We start from the raw sequence: 16,415 nt of genomic DNA, 5'->3' as shown, positions 1-16,415 counted from the left end.
GCCGTATCGGCGAAGACTGAGGTGGGCGGGTTGGCCGCGTTGCGCGATGCGGGGCGGCAGGAGCGCCAGAGAAGTCGCATCGCTGTGGCTCGCGGCCTCGAGTGACGGTGTTCTCGCGCGGTCGGGTGGCGTTGGATCCATACTGGGTGCACTGGTTCGGCGATTCGTGGAGGTGCCGTCATGGCGGAGTACATCGTTGGTTCCAATGAGGATTTGGAGATTGCGCTGGCCATCGTGGACCCGGGTGACACCGTCGAGGAGGCCGGCGACACACCGACCGATGAATTAACCGCCAAAGATCCGAAGACGACCAAATAGCGCTCGCCGAGCAAGCGGGGACGCCAGCCGGCAGGTTGCTCCAGCATCACCAAGCAAGTGGCCTTGTAGGGCTACTAAGGCTGAGGTGACTCGGATGTCGACCTCGACCTTGCTGGGCGTGGCCAAAGCCAGTAGCTGGTCGACTACATGCAGCGCAGCTCTAGATGGTCCACTCCGGCTCGCAGACGATCAATGGCCGAACCAGCGCTCCAGGACGAGAGCGGCACCATCGTCGGTGACATCGGCGGTGATCTCATCCGCGAGGGCGCGGACAGGGGCGACAGCGTTGCCCATGGCGACCGAATGTCCTGCCCAGGACAACATTCCGAGATCATTGAAGCCGTCACCGATCGCCAGGGTGGCTTCGATCGGGATATCGAGTCGCTGTCGCAGTCGCTCCAATGCCCATCCTTTGGAGACACCCTGAGGTGAGGCGACGATCCAGGGGTCTTGCTCGCCGTGCACCCAATCGGCTCCAGGAAGTGCGTGTGCGCCCAGCAATTCGATCATCGCGTCGAGGGTGCCGCTGGGCCAGAACCCGTTGAGCCGCGGTGTCATTTCGTTACCGAGCTCGTCGATGTCGACAACCCGGAACTCTCCCAACTGCGCGCTCTCCGACGCCGGTGCGGTGGACCAGGTGCCGACACCTGCCCTCTCGACCGAGAGCACCATATCCGGAAATACGGCACGTAGAAGTCGCACAACCGGTTTCGGATCAAAGGTGTGTAGATCCACCACCCCACTGTTCGAAACATTCAGGCACACAGCTCCGTTCGAGCACAACGCTTGACCGTGGTGCAGGCCGAGCTCCCCGAGCACCGCCCGGGTAGCCAGCACCGTCCGCCCTGTAGTGATCACCACATGTGCCTGTGCGGCCGCCGTCCGTATCGCAGCGCGAACCCGCGCACTGATCCGCCCGCCGCTGAGAATGGTCCCGTCCACATCGAGCGCGATCAGCCGTGGCCTCACCGTATCCATGCCCACATTCTCACCGCGACACCGCAATTGGTGATTCGTTTGCCAGGCTGTTCGCCGGGTGTGAAGACCAGCGTGATCCGAGCCGGTGGAGTCTGCCCCAGCGCGGAACCTGCTGCCGGTAGCCGTCGTAGGGTGCACCCCATCTCTGGTGCAGGCTCCGTTCCTCCCAGCGCACGAGGCCGTTCACGACGGCAGTCCACCCGGCCAGCCCGGCGGTCACGGGCAGGCTGCCGAACAGTGCCGCCCACCCGGCCCACAGCGTGAGCTGTCCGACGTACATGGGGTTGCGTGAGAGCCGATAGGGGCCGGTCTGCGTGAGATAGTCGGGCGTCAGCGCGACCCGCCACCCCGGCGCGGCCGCCCGCATATGGTTGGCCACCGTCCAGATGTAGATTCCGACGCCGGCGCCCAGGATCGGCACGCCGACCGCGAGGTTCACCGAACCCGGTCGGCCCTCGGACCAGCCGTGGCGCGCACCGCCGGTCGACACCAGGATCGGCACGGCGGCGAACGCGGCGGCATGTGCCGTCGTCATGAGTGCCAGGGCGGGAATGGGTGGGATCGTGCCACGCACGAGGTCCAGCGTAGTTCCGTTCCCCGGCGACGGCGATGACTCATCCGGTCTCGGTCAGCATCGCCGGGCACCAGTAAGTCGACCGATGCGGCCGAAAGTGTGCCCGGAATAGCGTCTTTCGTGTCCGAACCAGGAGGTCATTGTGAACAGTGAAGTCACCCAGTACATCAATAGGACGCAGCCGTGGCAGATCGAAGTCTGCGAGCGATTGCGCACCATGGTCGCCGACACGATTCCCGAGGTCGAAGAGCAGATGCTTTACGGCAAGCCGCATTTCCTGAAGAACGGTCAGCATGCCGCGCTGATCCATGTGGCCAAGAACAAGGTGTCGTTCATGGTGTTCAACGCCGGCGACATCGCTGCTGTGCCGGGCGTGCTCAGGTCGATGGGCAATGGCGAACGCAAGACCGCCGACATCGTCGAAGGCCAGGACACCGATTACGACCAGCTGGCCCGCATCCTCACCGAAACCAGCCACACGCTCTGACCTGTTCGCGGCCCGGCCCGATAACGTTGTCGCCGAAGGGATCATCGGAGTGGGGGGACGGCCATGAACGAATCGGCAGCTTCACGGGCGCGCGAATTCTGGGCGCGATCCAGGGATACGCGCTCTCGGATCGCGCTGTGGCTGGCGATCCCCGGCGCGCTCGTGTGGACCGTCCAGGCTCTGGGCGCGTGGATTCAGTCGCAGGAAGGCAAGTGGCAGGACAACGAATACCTGTCCATCGGGTCGGCGGCAATCCATGCCGACACCCTGCTCACCTTCCTCGCCTGCGCATTCCTGTTGATCGCGGTCCTGCTCGGCACCGGCGCGGTCCTTCTCCTGCGAGCCGACCCCCTCGGCCGCTACCTGCTTCTGGCAGGCGCGGGCCTGGTGACCGTGGGTCAGCTTTTCGCCGCGGTGCTGGCCGAGATCCCGATCGACGCCTTCTACTACTCCCCGCCCGCCAACCTGGTTTTCAGCACCATCCTGGTGGTCTTCCCCCTGTCGACGATCATCTGTCTGACAGATGACCGGCCCCGCCGGTCCGGGGCATGAGGGTGGCGGGGAATGTCCATCGGTGGGGGTGTGGGCATCCTCCCCACCGAAGGCGTTGACGCGCTACCGTTTTCACAGCGGCACGTGTGGTGCCGGCCGGAGGAAACTGATGCGCAAACTGACCTACTACGTCGCGGCCACTATCGACGGGTTCATCGCCACCGAGGACGGCTCGGTGGACTTCTTCCCTGTCGGCGGTGATCACGGGCCTGCGATCATCGCGCAGTATCCGGAGACGCTGCCGACGAAGGTGCGGGAGGCGCTCGGGGTGGACAAGCCCAGCCACACCTTCGACACAGTCGTCATGGGTCGCAAAACCCACGATTTCGGGGTGCGGACGGGCACGTCCAGCCCGTACTCGCATCTGCGGCAGTACGTGGTGTCGACCACGCTGCCGGACCGTCCCGCGCAGGATGTGCAGCTGATCTCGGAGAATCCCCTCGAAAGGGTGCGCGAGCTCAAGCGCGAGAAGGGGCTGGGGATCTGGCTGTGCGGTGGCGGCGAGCTGGCGCAGACGCTGCTGCCGGAGATCGATCAGGTGTTCCTGAAGCTGTATCCGATCGTCCTCGGCAAGGGCCGCCCGCTGTTCGGCGAGTCCTCGCGACTGCCCGAGGCGGCCCGCTTCCGGGTGCTGACCAGCCGCGTCTTCGAGGACGGCGTCGCCTTCCTCAAATACAGCCGGATCCGCTGATCAGAGGATCGCGACGGCGACCACCAGGCCCAGCGCGAAGTGCGCGGCGGCCACGACCAGGGCCTCGGTGGTGAATTCGGGGTTCTTCAGCACCGCGCCGATATCGATGCCGAAGGCCCGTTCCAGCACGCGCACCGAGATGACCTGGGCGATGATGCCGACCAGGCCGTAGATGCCCGCCGCGATCAGGCCCTCACCGAGCTTGCCGGCCGAGGAGTAGATGGCCAGCACGACGATGAAGGCCATCGAGAGCATGCCCGCGGCGCTGACGATCACGGCATTGGGCAGGCCGCGCGCGACCATGCCGCGCAGGCTGCCGGGGGTGGTCAGGTCGACGGCGTAGAAGCCGACGAGCATGAGCACCAGGCCGACCAGGCAGTACAGCAGGATGGCGCCGACGCCGCGGCCGAGCGAGCTCCAGTACCCGGCTTCGAGGGCGAGGGTGGTGGTCATCGAGTTGTCCTCCGGTGGGTGTCAGGATTGCGGGATGCGGTGTGGGACGAAGGCTGCCCCATCGTCGGTGATCAGGCCCGCGGTTTCGCGGATGCCGAGGCCGGCGGAGGTGTCGCCGACGATCCAGGCGCCCAGTACCGGTCGCATGCCGTCGAATTCGGGCAGCGGGTCGAGCAGCTGGTAGACGTAGCCTTCCGCGCCGTAGACGCCGCCGGTGGCGGTTTCCAGGCCCGCGCCGACGATCGTCATGTTCGCGCCCTCGCGGCCGAGTTTCGGCTTGCGAATGTATTCGGTGAGCTCGTGCGGGTCGTCGAGGTAGGCGGGCAGCAGGTTGGGGTGGCCCGGGTACATCTCCCACATGACCGCGAGCATGGCCTTGTTGGAGAGCAGGGTTTTCCACAGCGGCTCGAGCCACATGGTCTGCGGCAGGGACTGCACGACGCGTTTGCCGAAGTCGTCGTCGAGCACCCATTCCCACGGGTAGAGCTTGAAGATGGTTTCGATGGGGGCTTCGGCCAGATCGACGAAACGCTCCAGCTCCGTGTCGAATCCGATCTCCTCGATCGGCAGGGCGACGGTGTCGAAACCGGCTTCGGCGGCGGTCTCCTGCATGTAGGCGGTGGTGACATTGTCCTCACCGGTGGCGTCCGCCCCCGACCAGGTGAAGTGCAGGTCCGTCTTGGGCAGGGTGTCGCGCAGTTCGCCCCAGCGTTCGACCAGCTTCTCGTGCAACGAATTCCACTGGTCGTCGTCCGGGTAGTTGTCGGTGAGCCAGTGCCACTGCACGATTGCCGCCTCGAGCAGGGAGGTGGGCGTATCGGCGTTGTACTCCAATAGTTTCGCCGGTCCGCGGCCGTCGTAGCGCAGGTCGAAGCGGCCGTAGATGTGCGGGTCGGAGCGCTTCCACGAGTTGGCGATGTGCTCCCAACTCCATTGCGGCAGACCGAAATCGGCGAAACGCTCGGTGACCACGATCTGTTCGACGGCGTGCAGGCACATCGAGTGCAGCACCTCGACCTGGGCTTCCAGCGCCAGGATCTCGTCCATGTCGAATTCGTAGTGCACGGATTCGTCCCAGTACGGGCGCGGCTGGCCGCTGGCGTCGCGGCCGGGCTTGCCGTACACCAGGCCCTGGCTTTCGACGATGTGCTCCCAGCCGGTGCGCGGGGTGCTGCGCACGCGCCGCATTACGATCCGCCGCCGATCTTGGATCCGAGGCCGCCGCGCTGAATCGTGGTGCCGCTCTTGGTTTTGATCTCCGCGCCCTTGGGTTTGACCGTGGTGCCGCCCTTGGGGGAGGTGCCGACGGTGTTGTTGCCGCCGTAGTAGTAGCGGTACTGGCCGCCGTTGAAGATGTAGATGCCGCCGCCACCGTGGTAGGCGGTGCCGGTGGTGGTGGCCTTCTGGCAGTAGTCGTCGTCGACGACGATCTCCTGGCCGTCGAAGGTGGCGGTCACGGTCTGGCCGGGCGCGGTCTGCACGACCTGGCCCTTGTTGGCGATGACGGTGCAGTAGGCGGTCACGTTCGGGGTGGTGAGGGCGCTGTAGGCGAGGTAACCGCCGCCGACCAGCCCCGCCACGCCGACCACGGCGACACCGCCGATGAGCAGCTTCTTGCGTTTCTTCTTCTTGGCCTCTTCGGCTTCGGCGTCCGCGCGCGCCTGTTCCTCGGCGCGCTTGCGGGCCTTGTCGCGGGCGCGGGCCTCGGCGACGGTGGGCGGGCGCGGGGTGGTGACCCCGGCCTCCTGCCGCTGCATCGAACCGCGTGCGGGCGCGGGCGGTTCGATGGGCGCGGGCACCGGAGGCATGGCCGGAGTGCCGGGCACGGTCGGCATTCCCGGCGGGCCGGTCGGCCCCGGTAGCGGTTCGGTGGGGCCGGAAGGCATTGCCGTCAAACGGGATTCGTCTTCTTCGGGGCGACGGTTCGGGTCGTCGGACGTGCCGCCGGGTCGTTCATCAGCCAACGATCGACTCCTCGAACTCTCCGCCCACTAACGCTCCTCGAATCCTGTCATGCCGCCCTGCGCGGCGCCCCAGTCTTCCACAACCAGATCCACGCGACCTGGAGTATCACCCGAGCGCAGCAGCGTGAGCAAGGTTTCGCAGTGATCTCGTGTACCTTCGGCCACCACGTGCACGCGCCCGTCCCGGTGGTTGCGGGCGTACCCCGTCAGGCCGAGTTCCAGCGCCCGCGACCGTGTCCACCAGCGGAATCCGACGCCCTGCACCTGTCCGTGCACCCAGGCGCTGAGCCGCGCCGCCATCACTCGTCGATCTTGAAGCTCAGATTGACCTTGGTGCCCGCCTTGAGCGTGCGGCCCACCGTGCACACCTTGTCGATGGCGCGCTGCGCCGCCACCAGCACCCGCTCCCGGGTCTCTGGATCGAGTTCGCTGAGATCGAGTTCGAAGGATTCGCTGAGCTCCGGGTAGGTCTCGTTCTCCCGGTCCGCGTCGCCGGACACCCGCACGGTGGCGTCGAAGGTCTCGCCGAGCTTGCGCGCGAGGGTGAAATCGGCGCTGAGCCCGGTGCATCCGGCCAGTGCGATCTTCAGCAGCTCACCCGGGGTGAACGCGCCCGGCACGCCCGCCGACGCGATGAACACCTCGCCACCGCGATTGTTCCGGCCGGTGTAGGCGCGGGTGCCGGTGCGTTCGGCCCACAGTTCCACCGGTTCGGCGGTGGCGGCGGGAGCGGTGGTCTGCGGTGCGGCGATCTGTTCGGACATAACCAAGATCCTGCCATTTCCTCTCGGGCGGCCCCGCGTAGGTGCCGGACTTCATGAGCTGCGATAACAACCGCACAGCCGGTGACGGCATTCCCTGTCCGGCACGTGCGCCGACGGCTCAGCGGACCACGTCGGCAATGGCCTTGGCGGTGAGCTCGGCGAGGGTGGGGGAGACGAGGGTGGCCAGGGCCAGCGCGTCGGGAGCCGGTGGATAGCGCGGGTGCGGGACGGCGATGACCGTCATGCCCGCGGCCGCGGCCGAGCGCAGGCCATTGCTGGAATCCTCTATGGCAGCGCAGTTTTCGGGCGCGATGCCGAGCAGAGCGGCGACGGCGGCGTAACCGTCGGGGGCGGGCTTGCCCCGTTCGACCTCTTCGGTGGAGACGGTCGAGTGGAACAGCGCGGTGACGCCCATGTGGTCGAGCACCACATCGATGAGCCGGCGCGGGGACGAACTGGCCAGTCCGAGCGGATAGCTCTCGGCGAAGGCCCGCACGGTCTCGACGGCCTCGGGCATGAGCGGCAGATGCTCGGCGTACCGGGCGCTCATCCGGTCGATGACATCGGAGGCGACTTCTTCCGGCGTGCGCTTGCCGTCGATGAGGTCTTCGCTGAGGTAGACGGCCCATTCCCGGGTGCTCATCCCCATCAGCCGATCCTGGGTGTCGGGTTGCCACCGCCCGCCCATCTCGTCGACGTACCCGCGCCGCACCTCCTCCCACACGGGTTCGGTATCGATCAGTACGCCGTCCATGTCGAACACGATCGCCTCGAGTGCCATTCGTCCATGGTGGTCGATCGCCTTGCCGATGCCCCGCAGCGGGTGGCGTGTCAGTGCGTCCCGGCCGACGGTTCCGGCGCCCGCATCCGCGCCGCCATGATGTCGACTCCCGGCCCGTCGACCCGCTCGAGCGCAACCGGCCGCCCGGTAATGAGCAGCAACAGCGCGAGAATCGGCCCGCGAATCTCCGCGCCGCTACCGTGCTCCCACGTGGAATCGGTGGCCACCAGATGCACCCCGTCGAGCCGATGCTTGTCCCACACCGGCCACCCCACCTCGGCCGCCCGGGTCGCCGCGACGGAGGCGGCCTCCGGCGACACGGTAATGCTGCGCCCCAACGGAATTGCCATATCCTGCGCATGCACCATGGTGTCGAAATGAATATTCCGATAGTTCGTCAGCTTGGGCAGCTTGCGCGACGCCGCGTCCCGTCGCAGCGTGGCCACCGGATCGAACCCCGGCGCATCAGCGAAGCGCCGCACCAGAATATCGATCATCCGGTTGTAATTACCCCGCGCCCGCACCGCAGTCCCCACCATGATCGACATCGGCAGATCCCCCGGCACCAGCGCCACATGCGTGGCCACATCCCGAACCCGCCACCCCGTGCACAGCGACGGCAGCTGCCACTCCTCCGCGGAGATGTCCGCCAGCATGTCGGCAATGGCCAGCCGCTGTTGTTCGATGACTTTCCAGCAGTCTTCGGCGTCCATGGCAGTGCTCTTTCCTGTGCCGAGCAGTGCGCGCCCGGATAGAATTAGTCAGCCTCGCTGATTAATATAGTCAGAGAGACGAACCAAATCAAGGAGCGTGATGGCCGACGACCAGGTGAATGTGGCGCTGCTGATGTACATCGCCCACCGATCCATGGAAACCCGCATCCACGAAGCGGTAGCCCGGGCCGGAGGCTTCGACATCACCATCGCGCAAGGCCGGCTGGCCGGCCAGATCGGCCCGGAAGGCACCCGCCTGACCGAACTGGCCGACCGCGCCCAGATCACCAAACAAACGGCGAGCTTCCTCGTGGATCAACTCGAGAAGGCCGGCTGCGTCGAACGAGTCCCCGACCCCGGCGACGGCCGCGCCCGCCTGATCCGCCTGTCCGCCCGCGGACAGGAGATGGCCGACCACGCGAACACCATTGCCGCGCAAATAGAGAAGGAGTGGACCGAGCACCTCGGACCGCGCCGCATGACCCAGTTGCGTGAGGCGCTGGAACGGCTGCGAGAGATCACCGACCCATACGCGTGAGCTCCCGGTCAGGCGGGACGCTGGTGTAGCGGGTGCAGGTTGGCGAGGGCCGCGGTCAGTGCACGGCGGGCATCGGCCCTGCTGATCGGTGCGTCGTCGTCGAGCGCGGCCAGTTCGATCGCCAGGAAGTCGCGGATCAGGTCGGACATGCTGATACCCCGATGCTCGGCCTCCTCGCGGATGCGCTGATCCATCTCGAATGGAAGCCGGACCGACCGCAGCACGGTGACGGGTGCGTCCGGCCCGGGCAATTCACCCACCGGCGCATCGTCGTCGAAGGTCAGGTCCTTCAAGAACTCCTCTGCCTCAGCGGCATTACGGGGATAGTCCTCGCCGGGGCGGTCATTCATTGCCCTTCTCCCATCTCTCGAACTCGGCCAAGAGGTCACCGGTCACCGCCAGCACGCCAATGACCTGCTGGTCCCATTGGGACAGCGGTCGCATGACCACCGCCAACGGGGTACCGGTACCGGTACGCCCGATGACCATCAAGGCGGGTAGGTCTCCCGTGCCTCGCACCGGACGCGGCCAGCGCCGCCCAGGTCCGGTCAGGACCTGCATCAACTCGTGCGGTTCGACTCCCAGTCGTTCCGCGATCTCCATGGCCCACTCGGGAATCTCGTATCCCACGCGGGCATACTACGAGTGTAAAACACGAGCTCGAGGCGTGTCGCTTGTAGTTCATCCGGCGTTACGGAGTGTCGCCCTGTCCGGTCATCGGGACTGTGTGCGCGAACGGCCCTGGGGCGCACGCGCGGCGGCTAGCTTGCGAGGCGAAGGCTGAATAATCGCAAGTGAATTCCGAGGTGGGCCGTGGGTACGGTCATGGGCATCTACGATCCCGATCTCTATGTCGGCGGGCCGATTCATGAGATCTTTGCCGAGCTGCGGGGCAGTCGGCCGGTGTACTGGCAGGAGATGCCGGGGGAGCCGGGGTACTGGGCTGTGCTGAAGCATGCGGATGTGGCGCATGTGGCGCGGAATCCGGTGCTGTTCTCGGCGGAGCGCGGGGGTGTGGTGCTGGAGGATCAGTCGGCGGAGCGGCTGGAGATGCAGCGGAATATGTTGCTCATGATGGATCCGCCTCGGCATACCGAGTATCGGAAACCGTTGGCGGAGCACTTCAAAGCGCGGGTGATGGGGGAGTTGGAGGGGCGGGTTCGGGAGCTCACCGGTCTGTTGCTCGACACCGTCGATGGCGAGGTGGAGTTCGTGCACGACGTGGCGGGGGTGCTGCCGAGTCAGGTGGTGGGCGGGCTGTTCGGGATTCCCGCCGAGGATTGGCCGAGTATTCGGCGGTGGGCGGAACAGGCCACCAGTCAGCAGGATCCGGAGCTGGTGGGGGATTTCGATGCCACGGCGGAGATCACCAAGATGGCGATCTATGCGATTCAGTTCGCCATGGCGCGGCGGGCCACGGAGCCGCAGGCCGATTTGACCTCGCTCATTCTGGGCGGAGATTTCGGCGGGAAAGTCATGTCGGACATCGAGTTCGGGAGTTTCTTCACGCAGCTGGTGACGGCGGGGAACGACACCACCAAGACGATGCTGTCGTCGGGCTTGCAGCTGCTGCTGGAGCATCCGGAGCAGCTGCAGGCGCTGCGCGATGATCCGGGGTTGATTCCCGGTGCGGTGGAAGAGATTCTGCGGTTCGCCAATCCGCTGCACTACTTCCGGCGCACCGCGACCGCCGACACCGAGATCCGCGGGACGACGATCAAGGCGGGGGACAAGGTGGCCATGTGGTACACCTCCGCCAATCGGGACGAGGAGGTGTTCGCCGATCCGCAGCGCTTCGATATCCGGCGCAATCCCAACCCGCACTTGTCCTTCGGGCTGGCGCAGCACTACTGCCTGGGTGTGCACCTGGCACGGTTGGAGGGGCGGGTGTTCTTCGAGGAGCTGTTGCGGCGGTTCCCGGATATCGAGCAGATCGGCGACGCCCGCCGTATTCGATCCAATCTCAACAACGGGCTCAAGTCACTTCCGATTCGCTTGTCGCGCTGACCATTACGCTTGGAAGCGGTACCCCATTCCGGCCTCGGTCAGCAGGTGCTTGGGGTGTGAGGGGTCGTCCTCGAGTTTGCGCCGCAACTGCGCGAGATACACGCGCAGGTAATGGGTTTCGGTGGCATACGACGGGCCCCACACCTCGCGCAGGATCTCGCGGCGGCCCACCAGCTTGCCGCGATTGCGGACCAGCATTTCGAGCATGCCCCATTCGGTGGGCGTGAGATGCACGTCCTGGCCGTGCTTGGTGACCTTCTTGGCGGCCAGATCCACTGTGAAGGAAGCGGTTTCGATGATCGGCTCGCCGGCGTCGGCGACCGTGGCCGAGCGGCGCACCGCCGCGCGCAGTCGCGCCAGCAGCTCATCCATGCCGAAGGGCTTGGTCACGTAGTCGTCCGCGCCCGCGTCCAGGGCCTCCACCTTGTCGGCGGAGTCGGTGCGCGCCGACAGCACGATGACCGGCGCGGTGGACCAGCCGCGCAGCCCGGCCAGCACCTCGATGCCGTCCATATCGGGCAGTCCGAGGTCCAGGACCACCACATCCGGATGCTTCTCCGCCGCCGCGCGCAACGCCGCCGCGCCGTTGGCGGCGGTCGTCACCTCGTATCCGCGCACCGACAGATTGATGCGCAGTGCGCGCAGGATCTGTGGTTCGTCGTCGACCACAAGGACTTTGGTCGGCGCCGGCGCCGCGTTCGTCACCCGTTCTCCTGTTCTCCGTCGGCCGGTAGGTCGATCACCATTGTCAATCCTCCACCCGGGGTGGGTTCGGCGTGCACGGTGCCGTCCATGGCCTCCACGAAACCCTTCACCACCGACAGGCCGAGACCGACGCCGGTGGAGTTGTCGCGGTCGCCGAGGCGCTGGAAGGGTTCGAAGAGGTGATCCTCCATGCCGGTCGGTACGCCGCGACCGGAGTCGACCACGGTGACGGCGACCCGGGCGCCGGTGCGTTCGGCGGATACCCGGATCGGGGTGTCGCCGGGCGAGTACCGCACCGCATTGTCGATGAGGTTGGCCAGGACCCGTTCCAGCAGACCGGGATCCGCGCGCACGGTGATGGCGTCGACATCCACCGTGACCCGGTCCCGGGCGGCGCGTTGCAGGCCGCGGGTGCCCATGCTCATGAGCGCGTGATGCACGACCTCGTCCAGGTAGACGCGGCGCGTCTGCGGCGTCACCACACCCACCATGAGGCGGGAGGAGTCGAGCAGGTTGCCGACCAGCGCGGTGAGCTGATCCACCGATTCCTCGATGGTCTCCAGCAGTTCGGCGGTGTCCTCGGCGGAGAATTCCACGTCGTCGCTGCGCAGGCTCGACACCGACGCCTTGGCCGCCGCGAGTGGCGTGCGCAGGTCGTGGCTGACCGCAGACAGCAGTGCGCGCCGCAGCTTGTCGGCCTCCAGCAGCGCCTGTGCCGCACTGGCTTCGGCCTGCAAGCGCTCCTGATGCACGAGCCCGGCGGCCTGATTGGCCACCGCGCCCAGCACCACCCGATCCGCGGGCGACAGCGAGCGCCCGGTGAGCAGCAGCCAGTGCATGTCGTCCCCGGCTTCGAGGGCGGTCTCGGCCTCGGACACCTTGGCGGGCGCGTGTTCCCCGACCGAGGCGACCACGCCCTCCTCGGTCACCAGGCTGACAGCGTCTTGCCCGTAGGTCTCGCGCGCCCGCTCCAGCAGATCCGGCAGATCCGCGCCGTGCAGCACCGCGCCCGCGAACAGCGTCAGCAGTTCGGCTTGCCGGGAAGCCTTGCGCGCCTCCCGGGTTCGCTTGGCCGCCACATCCACCAGCGCCGCCACCGCGACCGCGACCATGAGCAGCACCACGATGGTGAGGAAGTTGTCCAGCTGATCGATGGTGAGGCTGTAGCGCGGTTCGGTGAAGAACCAGTTCAGCAGCACCCCCGACAGCAGCGCCGAGAGCGCGGCCGGGGCGACGCCGCCGAACAGCGACACCGCGATGACGCCGATGAAGAACAGCGCGCTCTCGCCGCCGAGGTCCAGCCAGTTGTCCAGCCAGAAATAGTTGATGACGCAGATCAGCGACGGCACCACGATCGCCGCCGTCCACGACCCGAGCATCCGTTCCCGTCGCGACAGTGACGACCAGCGGAAGGATTGCTTGGCGGCCTCGTGGGTCACCATGTGCACGTCGATCTTTCCCGACTCCTGCACCACGGTCGCGCCGATGCCCTCGTCGAGAATCCGCGCCCAGCGGGAGCGTCGTGAGGTGCCGAGCACGAGCTGGGTGGCGTTCACCTGCCGGGCGAAATCCAGCAGGGCGGTGGGGACATCCTCCCCGGTGACGGTGTGCAGGCTGGCATCGAGACTCGTTGCCAGATCCCGCAATCGGCCCAGCCGCTGCGTCGACACCCCGGCCAGTCCGTCACCGCGCACCACGTGCACCACGATCAGTTCGGCGCTGGATTTGGCGGCGATGCGGCTGGCGCGCCGCACGATGGTCTCCGATTCCGGGCCGCCGGTGACCGCCACCACGACCCGTTCGCGGGCCTCCCAGGTGGCGGTGATCTTGTGATCGGCGCGGTACTTGGCCAGCGCGGCATCGACCTGATCGGCCAGCCACAGCAGCGCGAGTTCCCGTAGCGCCGTGAGGTTTCCGGGCCGGAAGTAGTTGCGCAGCGCGGCATCCACTCGTTCGGCGGCGTACACGTTGCCGTGGGAGAGCCTGCGCCGCAGGGCTTCCGGGGTGATGTCGACCAGCTCCACCTGATCCGCGCCGCGAACCACCCAGTCCGGCACGGTTTCTCGCTGCACCACGCCGGTGATCTGCTCGACCACGTCGTTGAGGCTCTCCAGATGCTGCACGTTCACCGTCGACACCACGTCGATGCCCGCGGCCAGGAGTTCCTCGACATCCTGCCAGCGCTTCTGGTGCTTGCTGCCGGGCACATTGGTGTGCGCGAGCTCATCCACCAGCACCACCGCCGGGGCGCGCCGCAGCACGGCTTCCACATCCAGTTCGGGCATGGTGGTTCCGCGATACTCGATCATCTTCGGCGGAATCCGCTCGATGCCGGACAGCATCTGCGCGGTCTTGGACCGCCCGTGCGTTTCCACGACCGCGGCCACCACATCGCGTCCCCGCTCGATGCGCCGGTGTGCCTCCGACAGCATCGAGAAGGTCTTCCCCACGCCGGGGGCCGCGCCCAGATAGATCCGTAGTTGCCCGCGTTTCACTCGCTCATCATCGCGCGCTGGGCGTCGATCCCCGGCTGGGCCGCGCGGGCGGGCTCCCGTGCTTCGGCCGCGGCCAGGACCCGCAGGCCCAGGGCGAGGGCGATGAAACCGACGATCACCAGCAGGGTGACGGCGCTATCCGGCACGTTGTCTCCTAGGTCGTGACTGCTGTGGGCCCGGCCGCGGGTAGTGGAAGGAATGCGGCCGGGCTTGCTCCGTTTTACCGTCGCCACCTGCACCGATCGCGATCCTTACGGTTTCTTGACGCTCCCGCGCCGCGCTTTGACGACATTCGATCATGTGCGGGAAGCGAATCGGCGGACCATGCCCGACGGGCACGCCGGACGGGTTCCGCGCGAGAGGGCGGCGGGTAGGCGACCATGGACCGCGTTCGGCGTCCGTTCGCAGGGTCGTAGGAAAGGGGAGTCGCGTGTCGGTGGCTGGTCGCGAGGTCGGAGAACTGGAGCGGATCGCCAACCCGCTGCCGCCCTGCCCGGAGGGGCCGCGGCCGTTCGAGGCGAGTCGCACGGTGCGGCTGGGCGACACCGATATCGAGGAGAATCTGCGGCTGGACGCCATCGCCCGCTATGCCATGGATCTGGGCTATGACAATCTGGGCGCGGTGCCGGAGGGGGATCTGCATCCGGCCTGGATCGTGCGGCGCACGGTCATCGACGTGCTGCATCCGATCCATTTCAGCGAGCGCGTGCACATGCGCCGCTGGCCGTCGGCGCTGTCCAATCGCTGGTGCAATATCCGCTGCCAATTCCGCAGCGAGGACGGCGGATTGATCGAGACCGAACAGTTCCTCATCAATATCGATCTCGAGGCGGGCCGCATGGCTCGCATGACCGAGCCGTTCATGGATTCCATGCGGCCCTTCACCACCGAACATCGCCTGCGCTGGAAGGCCGCGCTGCGCGAGTCCGCCGAGCCGACGGCGCAGCAGACGCCGTATCCCTTGCGCGTCACCGACATCGACCGCCACGGCCACGTCAACAATGCCGTCCACTGGGCCGCCGTCGCCGAGGGCATGGCCCTGCACGCGCACCCGGCGACCGCGCCGTACCGCGTCATCCTCGAGCACGCGGGCCCGATCATGACCGGCGACAAGGTCACCATGCGCACCTGGCCCGGCGACGACGGCCTGCGGGTGCAACTCGAAGTGGACGGCACCGCGAGGACTCTCGCCCGCGTCGAACCCCTCGCCTGATCGCCTGGTTCAGGCGAGGCGCGCGAGTTCGCCGCTCCACGCGGCCAGCCGGGCGCGAGCACGCGAATTGCGAACCAGCGCCGCGGCATTCGCGGGCTCGGCGCCCTCGTAGTAGCCGCCGTTGCGGATCGGGGTGCCGGGTGCGGCCAGCAGGAGCAGCAGGGCCGCGGCATCGTCCAGAGGCGCGGTGCGGTGGCTGCGCAGGCGTGGCAGGTCGATCTCGAAGTCGGCCGGATCCACGCTGACCGAGGTGAGTTCGCCCGGTCCGGTCTCGGCCAGCGAACGGCTGAACATGGTCAGGGCCAGTTTGGATTGGGCGTAGATCGCGAGCGGGGTGTAGATGCCGCGGCGGCGATCCAGGTCGGAGTAGTCGATGCTGCCGGCGGCGTGCAGCCGCGAGGTCACCGAGATCACCCGGCCCCGGGCCGCCGCGAGTGCGGGGAGCAGCGCCGTGGTCAGCCGGTGCGGCGCGAGATAGTTGACCTGGAAGGTGAATTCGTGGCCGTCCTCGGTATGGGTGCGCGCATCGGGCGCGGCCACCGAGGCGACATTGATCAGGGCGTCGAGCCGGGGAAACTCCGCGGCCAGTGCGCGGCCGAGCTCGTCGACCTCGGTCAGCCGGGCGAAGTCGGCGTGCACCATGCGAACCTGGCCGAGCGCGGCGGTGGCCTGTAGCCGCTGCATCGTCTCGTCGGCGTGATTCTTGTCCAGGATGTGCGCGATGACGGTGGCGCCGTCGCCGATCGCCCGCTGCGCCGTGGCGAAACCGAGGCGCGTATCGGCTCCGGTCACCAGGACGGTGCGGGTGCTGGACGGGGTTGCGGACATAGCTCTCCGATCTTCGGGCATGGCTGCGCGCCACGGCGGGGAGCGCAGGAGTGAATCCGCGAGTTCGATCGCGGATGTGGAAATGCGGAACGTCGCACGAACAATGGCGACGCGGACGCGCGGAAAAGAATGCGCGGCAATGGGTGTGACGGACCGGCTACGCCGGACTCGGCGGCTCGTCCTCGCTCTGGAAACCGAAGCGCTCCAAGGCGGACGGCATGCGCTCGACCCGGTGGCGGGCGAGGTCGGCCGCGGTGCGCAGGGCGCGAGCAAGGCCGACGAATGCGATCACATCTGTGATGGGACCCCATGTCGCGTCCGCGGGGCAAGAATCGCCGTCCCGGCTTAGCGGTC

At 67.2% G+C, this 16,415-nt stretch carries 23 protein-coding genes; 7 read left to right on the top strand and 16 right to left on the bottom strand.

Annotated features, from left to right (window positions below):
• Positions 1–180: 180 nt before the first annotated feature.
• Positions 181–318: a hypothetical protein gene (locus H0264_RS32750; RefSeq protein ID WP_181581128.1), complete on the top strand. Its 138-nt coding sequence runs from the start codon at positions 181–183 to the stop codon at positions 316–318.
• A 189-nt stretch (positions 319–507) separates the two neighbouring features.
• Here the strand turns inward: H0264_RS32750 and H0264_RS32745 are convergent, their stop codons facing one another.
• Together H0264_RS32745 and H0264_RS32740 are read right to left on the bottom strand one after the other, a co-directional pair.
• Entirely contained in the window at positions 508–1,296 is a 789-nt protein-coding gene (locus H0264_RS32745) for an HAD family hydrolase (protein ID WP_181581127.1), read from the bottom strand.
• A 10-nt stretch (positions 1,297–1,306) separates the two neighbouring features.
• Complete coding sequence (locus H0264_RS32740; protein ID WP_181581126.1) at positions 1,307–1,870, bottom strand: methyltransferase family protein; 564 nt, start codon at positions 1,868–1,870, stop codon at positions 1,307–1,309.
• A gap of 142 nt (positions 1,871–2,012) precedes the next feature.
• On the opposite strand from H0264_RS32740, the gene H0264_RS32735 reads away from it, so the two are divergent.
• From H0264_RS32735 to H0264_RS32725, 3 genes are all read left to right on the top strand, one after another.
• Positions 2,013–2,357 carry a DUF1801 domain-containing protein gene (locus tag H0264_RS32735; RefSeq protein WP_181581125.1) on the top strand — a complete coding sequence of 115 codons (345 nt, stop codon included), beginning with the start codon at positions 2,013–2,015 and terminating at the stop codon, positions 2,355–2,357.
• Between the two features lie 63 nt (positions 2,358–2,420).
• On the top strand, positions 2,421–2,909 hold the full coding sequence (locus H0264_RS32730; protein WP_181581124.1) for a hypothetical protein: 489 nt from the start codon (positions 2,421–2,423) through the stop codon (positions 2,907–2,909).
• 109 nt (positions 2,910–3,018) lie between these two features.
• Entirely contained in the window at positions 3,019–3,600 is a 582-nt protein-coding gene (locus tag H0264_RS32725) for a dihydrofolate reductase family protein (protein ID WP_181581123.1), read from the top strand.
• Here H0264_RS32725 and H0264_RS32720 read toward each other — a convergent pair whose 3' ends face one another.
• The 7 genes from H0264_RS32720 to H0264_RS32690 form a co-directional block, all read right to left on the bottom strand.
• Positions 3,601–4,053 (bottom strand): DUF350 domain-containing protein, encoded by a 453-nt coding sequence (locus H0264_RS32720; protein ID WP_181581122.1) that lies wholly within the window; start codon positions 4,051–4,053, stop codon positions 3,601–3,603.
• A 21-nt stretch (positions 4,054–4,074) separates the two neighbouring features.
• Complete coding sequence (locus tag H0264_RS32715) at positions 4,075–5,241, bottom strand: glutathionylspermidine synthase family protein (RefSeq protein ID WP_181581121.1); 1,167 nt, start codon at positions 5,239–5,241, stop codon at positions 4,075–4,077.
• Entirely contained in the window at positions 5,241–6,017 is a 777-nt protein-coding gene (locus tag H0264_RS32710; RefSeq protein ID WP_231084582.1) for a hypothetical protein, read from the bottom strand. The genes H0264_RS32715 and H0264_RS32710 overlap by 1 nt, the downstream gene beginning before the upstream one ends.
• 27 nt (positions 6,018–6,044) lie before the next feature.
• Complete coding sequence (locus tag H0264_RS32705; RefSeq protein ID WP_181585999.1) at positions 6,045–6,317, bottom strand: acylphosphatase; 273 nt, start codon at positions 6,315–6,317, stop codon at positions 6,045–6,047.
• Positions 6,317–6,781, bottom strand: a complete 465-nt coding sequence (locus H0264_RS32700) for an OsmC family protein (protein ID WP_181581120.1) — start codon at positions 6,779–6,781, stop codon at positions 6,317–6,319. The genes H0264_RS32705 and H0264_RS32700 overlap by 1 nt, the downstream gene beginning before the upstream one ends.
• Positions 6,782–6,899: 118 nt before the next feature.
• Positions 6,900–7,562 carry an HAD family hydrolase gene (locus tag H0264_RS32695; protein WP_181581119.1) on the bottom strand — a complete coding sequence of 221 codons (663 nt, stop codon included), beginning with the start codon at positions 7,560–7,562 and terminating at the stop codon, positions 6,900–6,902.
• Positions 7,563–7,612: 50 nt separating this feature from the next.
• The gene (locus H0264_RS32690; protein ID WP_181581118.1) at positions 7,613–8,275 is read right to left on the bottom strand and encodes a maleylpyruvate isomerase family mycothiol-dependent enzyme; all 663 of its coding nucleotides are present in this window, start codon (positions 8,273–8,275) and stop codon (positions 7,613–7,615) included.
• Positions 8,276–8,375: 100 nt separating this feature from the next.
• Between H0264_RS32690 and H0264_RS32685 the strand changes: the two genes are divergently transcribed.
• Positions 8,376–8,813: a MarR family winged helix-turn-helix transcriptional regulator gene (locus H0264_RS32685; RefSeq protein ID WP_181581117.1), complete on the top strand. Its 438-nt coding sequence runs from the start codon at positions 8,376–8,378 to the stop codon at positions 8,811–8,813.
• A gap of 8 nt (positions 8,814–8,821) precedes the next feature.
• Here the strand turns inward: H0264_RS32685 and H0264_RS32680 are convergent, their stop codons facing one another.
• Both H0264_RS32680 and H0264_RS32675 read right to left on the bottom strand, forming a co-directional pair.
• Positions 8,822–9,163 (bottom strand): ribbon-helix-helix protein, CopG family, encoded by a 342-nt coding sequence (locus H0264_RS32680; protein ID WP_181581116.1) that lies wholly within the window; start codon positions 9,161–9,163, stop codon positions 8,822–8,824.
• Positions 9,156–9,443, bottom strand: a complete 288-nt coding sequence (locus tag H0264_RS32675) for a hypothetical protein (RefSeq protein ID WP_181581115.1) — start codon at positions 9,441–9,443, stop codon at positions 9,156–9,158. The genes H0264_RS32680 and H0264_RS32675 overlap by 8 nt, the downstream gene beginning before the upstream one ends.
• A 183-nt stretch (positions 9,444–9,626) precedes the next feature.
• Between H0264_RS32675 and H0264_RS32670 the strand changes: the two genes are divergently transcribed.
• Complete coding sequence (locus H0264_RS32670) at positions 9,627–10,820, top strand: cytochrome P450 (RefSeq protein WP_220139882.1); 1,194 nt, start codon at positions 9,627–9,629, stop codon at positions 10,818–10,820.
• A gap of 3 nt (positions 10,821–10,823) precedes the next feature.
• On the opposite strand, the gene H0264_RS32665 is transcribed toward H0264_RS32670, so the two are convergent.
• From H0264_RS32665 to H0264_RS32655, 3 genes are read right to left on the bottom strand one after another with little or no spacing between them, the layout of a single operon-like run.
• The gene (locus tag H0264_RS32665) at positions 10,824–11,525 is read right to left on the bottom strand and encodes a response regulator (protein ID WP_181581114.1); all 702 of its coding nucleotides are present in this window, start codon (positions 11,523–11,525) and stop codon (positions 10,824–10,826) included.
• Positions 11,522–14,020, bottom strand: a complete 2,499-nt coding sequence (locus tag H0264_RS32660; RefSeq protein ID WP_181581113.1) for a sensor histidine kinase — start codon at positions 14,018–14,020, stop codon at positions 11,522–11,524. The genes H0264_RS32665 and H0264_RS32660 overlap by 4 nt, the downstream gene beginning before the upstream one ends.
• Positions 14,017–14,166, bottom strand: coding sequence for a hypothetical protein (locus H0264_RS32655; protein WP_181581112.1), 150 nt, complete (start codon positions 14,164–14,166; stop codon positions 14,017–14,019). Before H0264_RS32655 ends, H0264_RS32660 begins: the two co-directional genes overlap by 4 nt.
• Before the next feature lie 284 nt (positions 14,167–14,450).
• Between H0264_RS32655 and H0264_RS32650 the strand changes: the two genes are divergently transcribed.
• Positions 14,451–15,233, top strand: a complete 783-nt coding sequence (locus H0264_RS32650; protein WP_244976017.1) for an acyl-[acyl-carrier-protein] thioesterase — start codon at positions 14,451–14,453, stop codon at positions 15,231–15,233.
• A 9-nt stretch (positions 15,234–15,242) separates the two neighbouring features.
• Here H0264_RS32650 and H0264_RS32645 read toward each other — a convergent pair whose 3' ends face one another.
• Complete coding sequence (locus H0264_RS32645) at positions 15,243–16,061, bottom strand: SDR family NAD(P)-dependent oxidoreductase (RefSeq protein WP_181581110.1); 819 nt, start codon at positions 16,059–16,061, stop codon at positions 15,243–15,245.
• 157 nt (positions 16,062–16,218) lie between these two features.
• On the bottom strand, positions 16,219–16,353 hold the full coding sequence (locus tag H0264_RS39100; RefSeq protein ID WP_276514519.1) for a hypothetical protein: 135 nt from the start codon (positions 16,351–16,353) through the stop codon (positions 16,219–16,221).
• Positions 16,354–16,415 lie beyond the last annotated feature (62 nt).

It is taken from the genome of Nocardia huaxiensis, from assembly GCF_013744875.1.
GTDB lineage: Bacteria > Actinomycetota > Actinomycetes > Mycobacteriales > Mycobacteriaceae > Nocardia > Nocardia huaxiensis.
The sequence above is the reverse complement of the archived record's forward strand: the minus strand, read 5'-3'. Positions and strand labels throughout refer to the sequence as shown.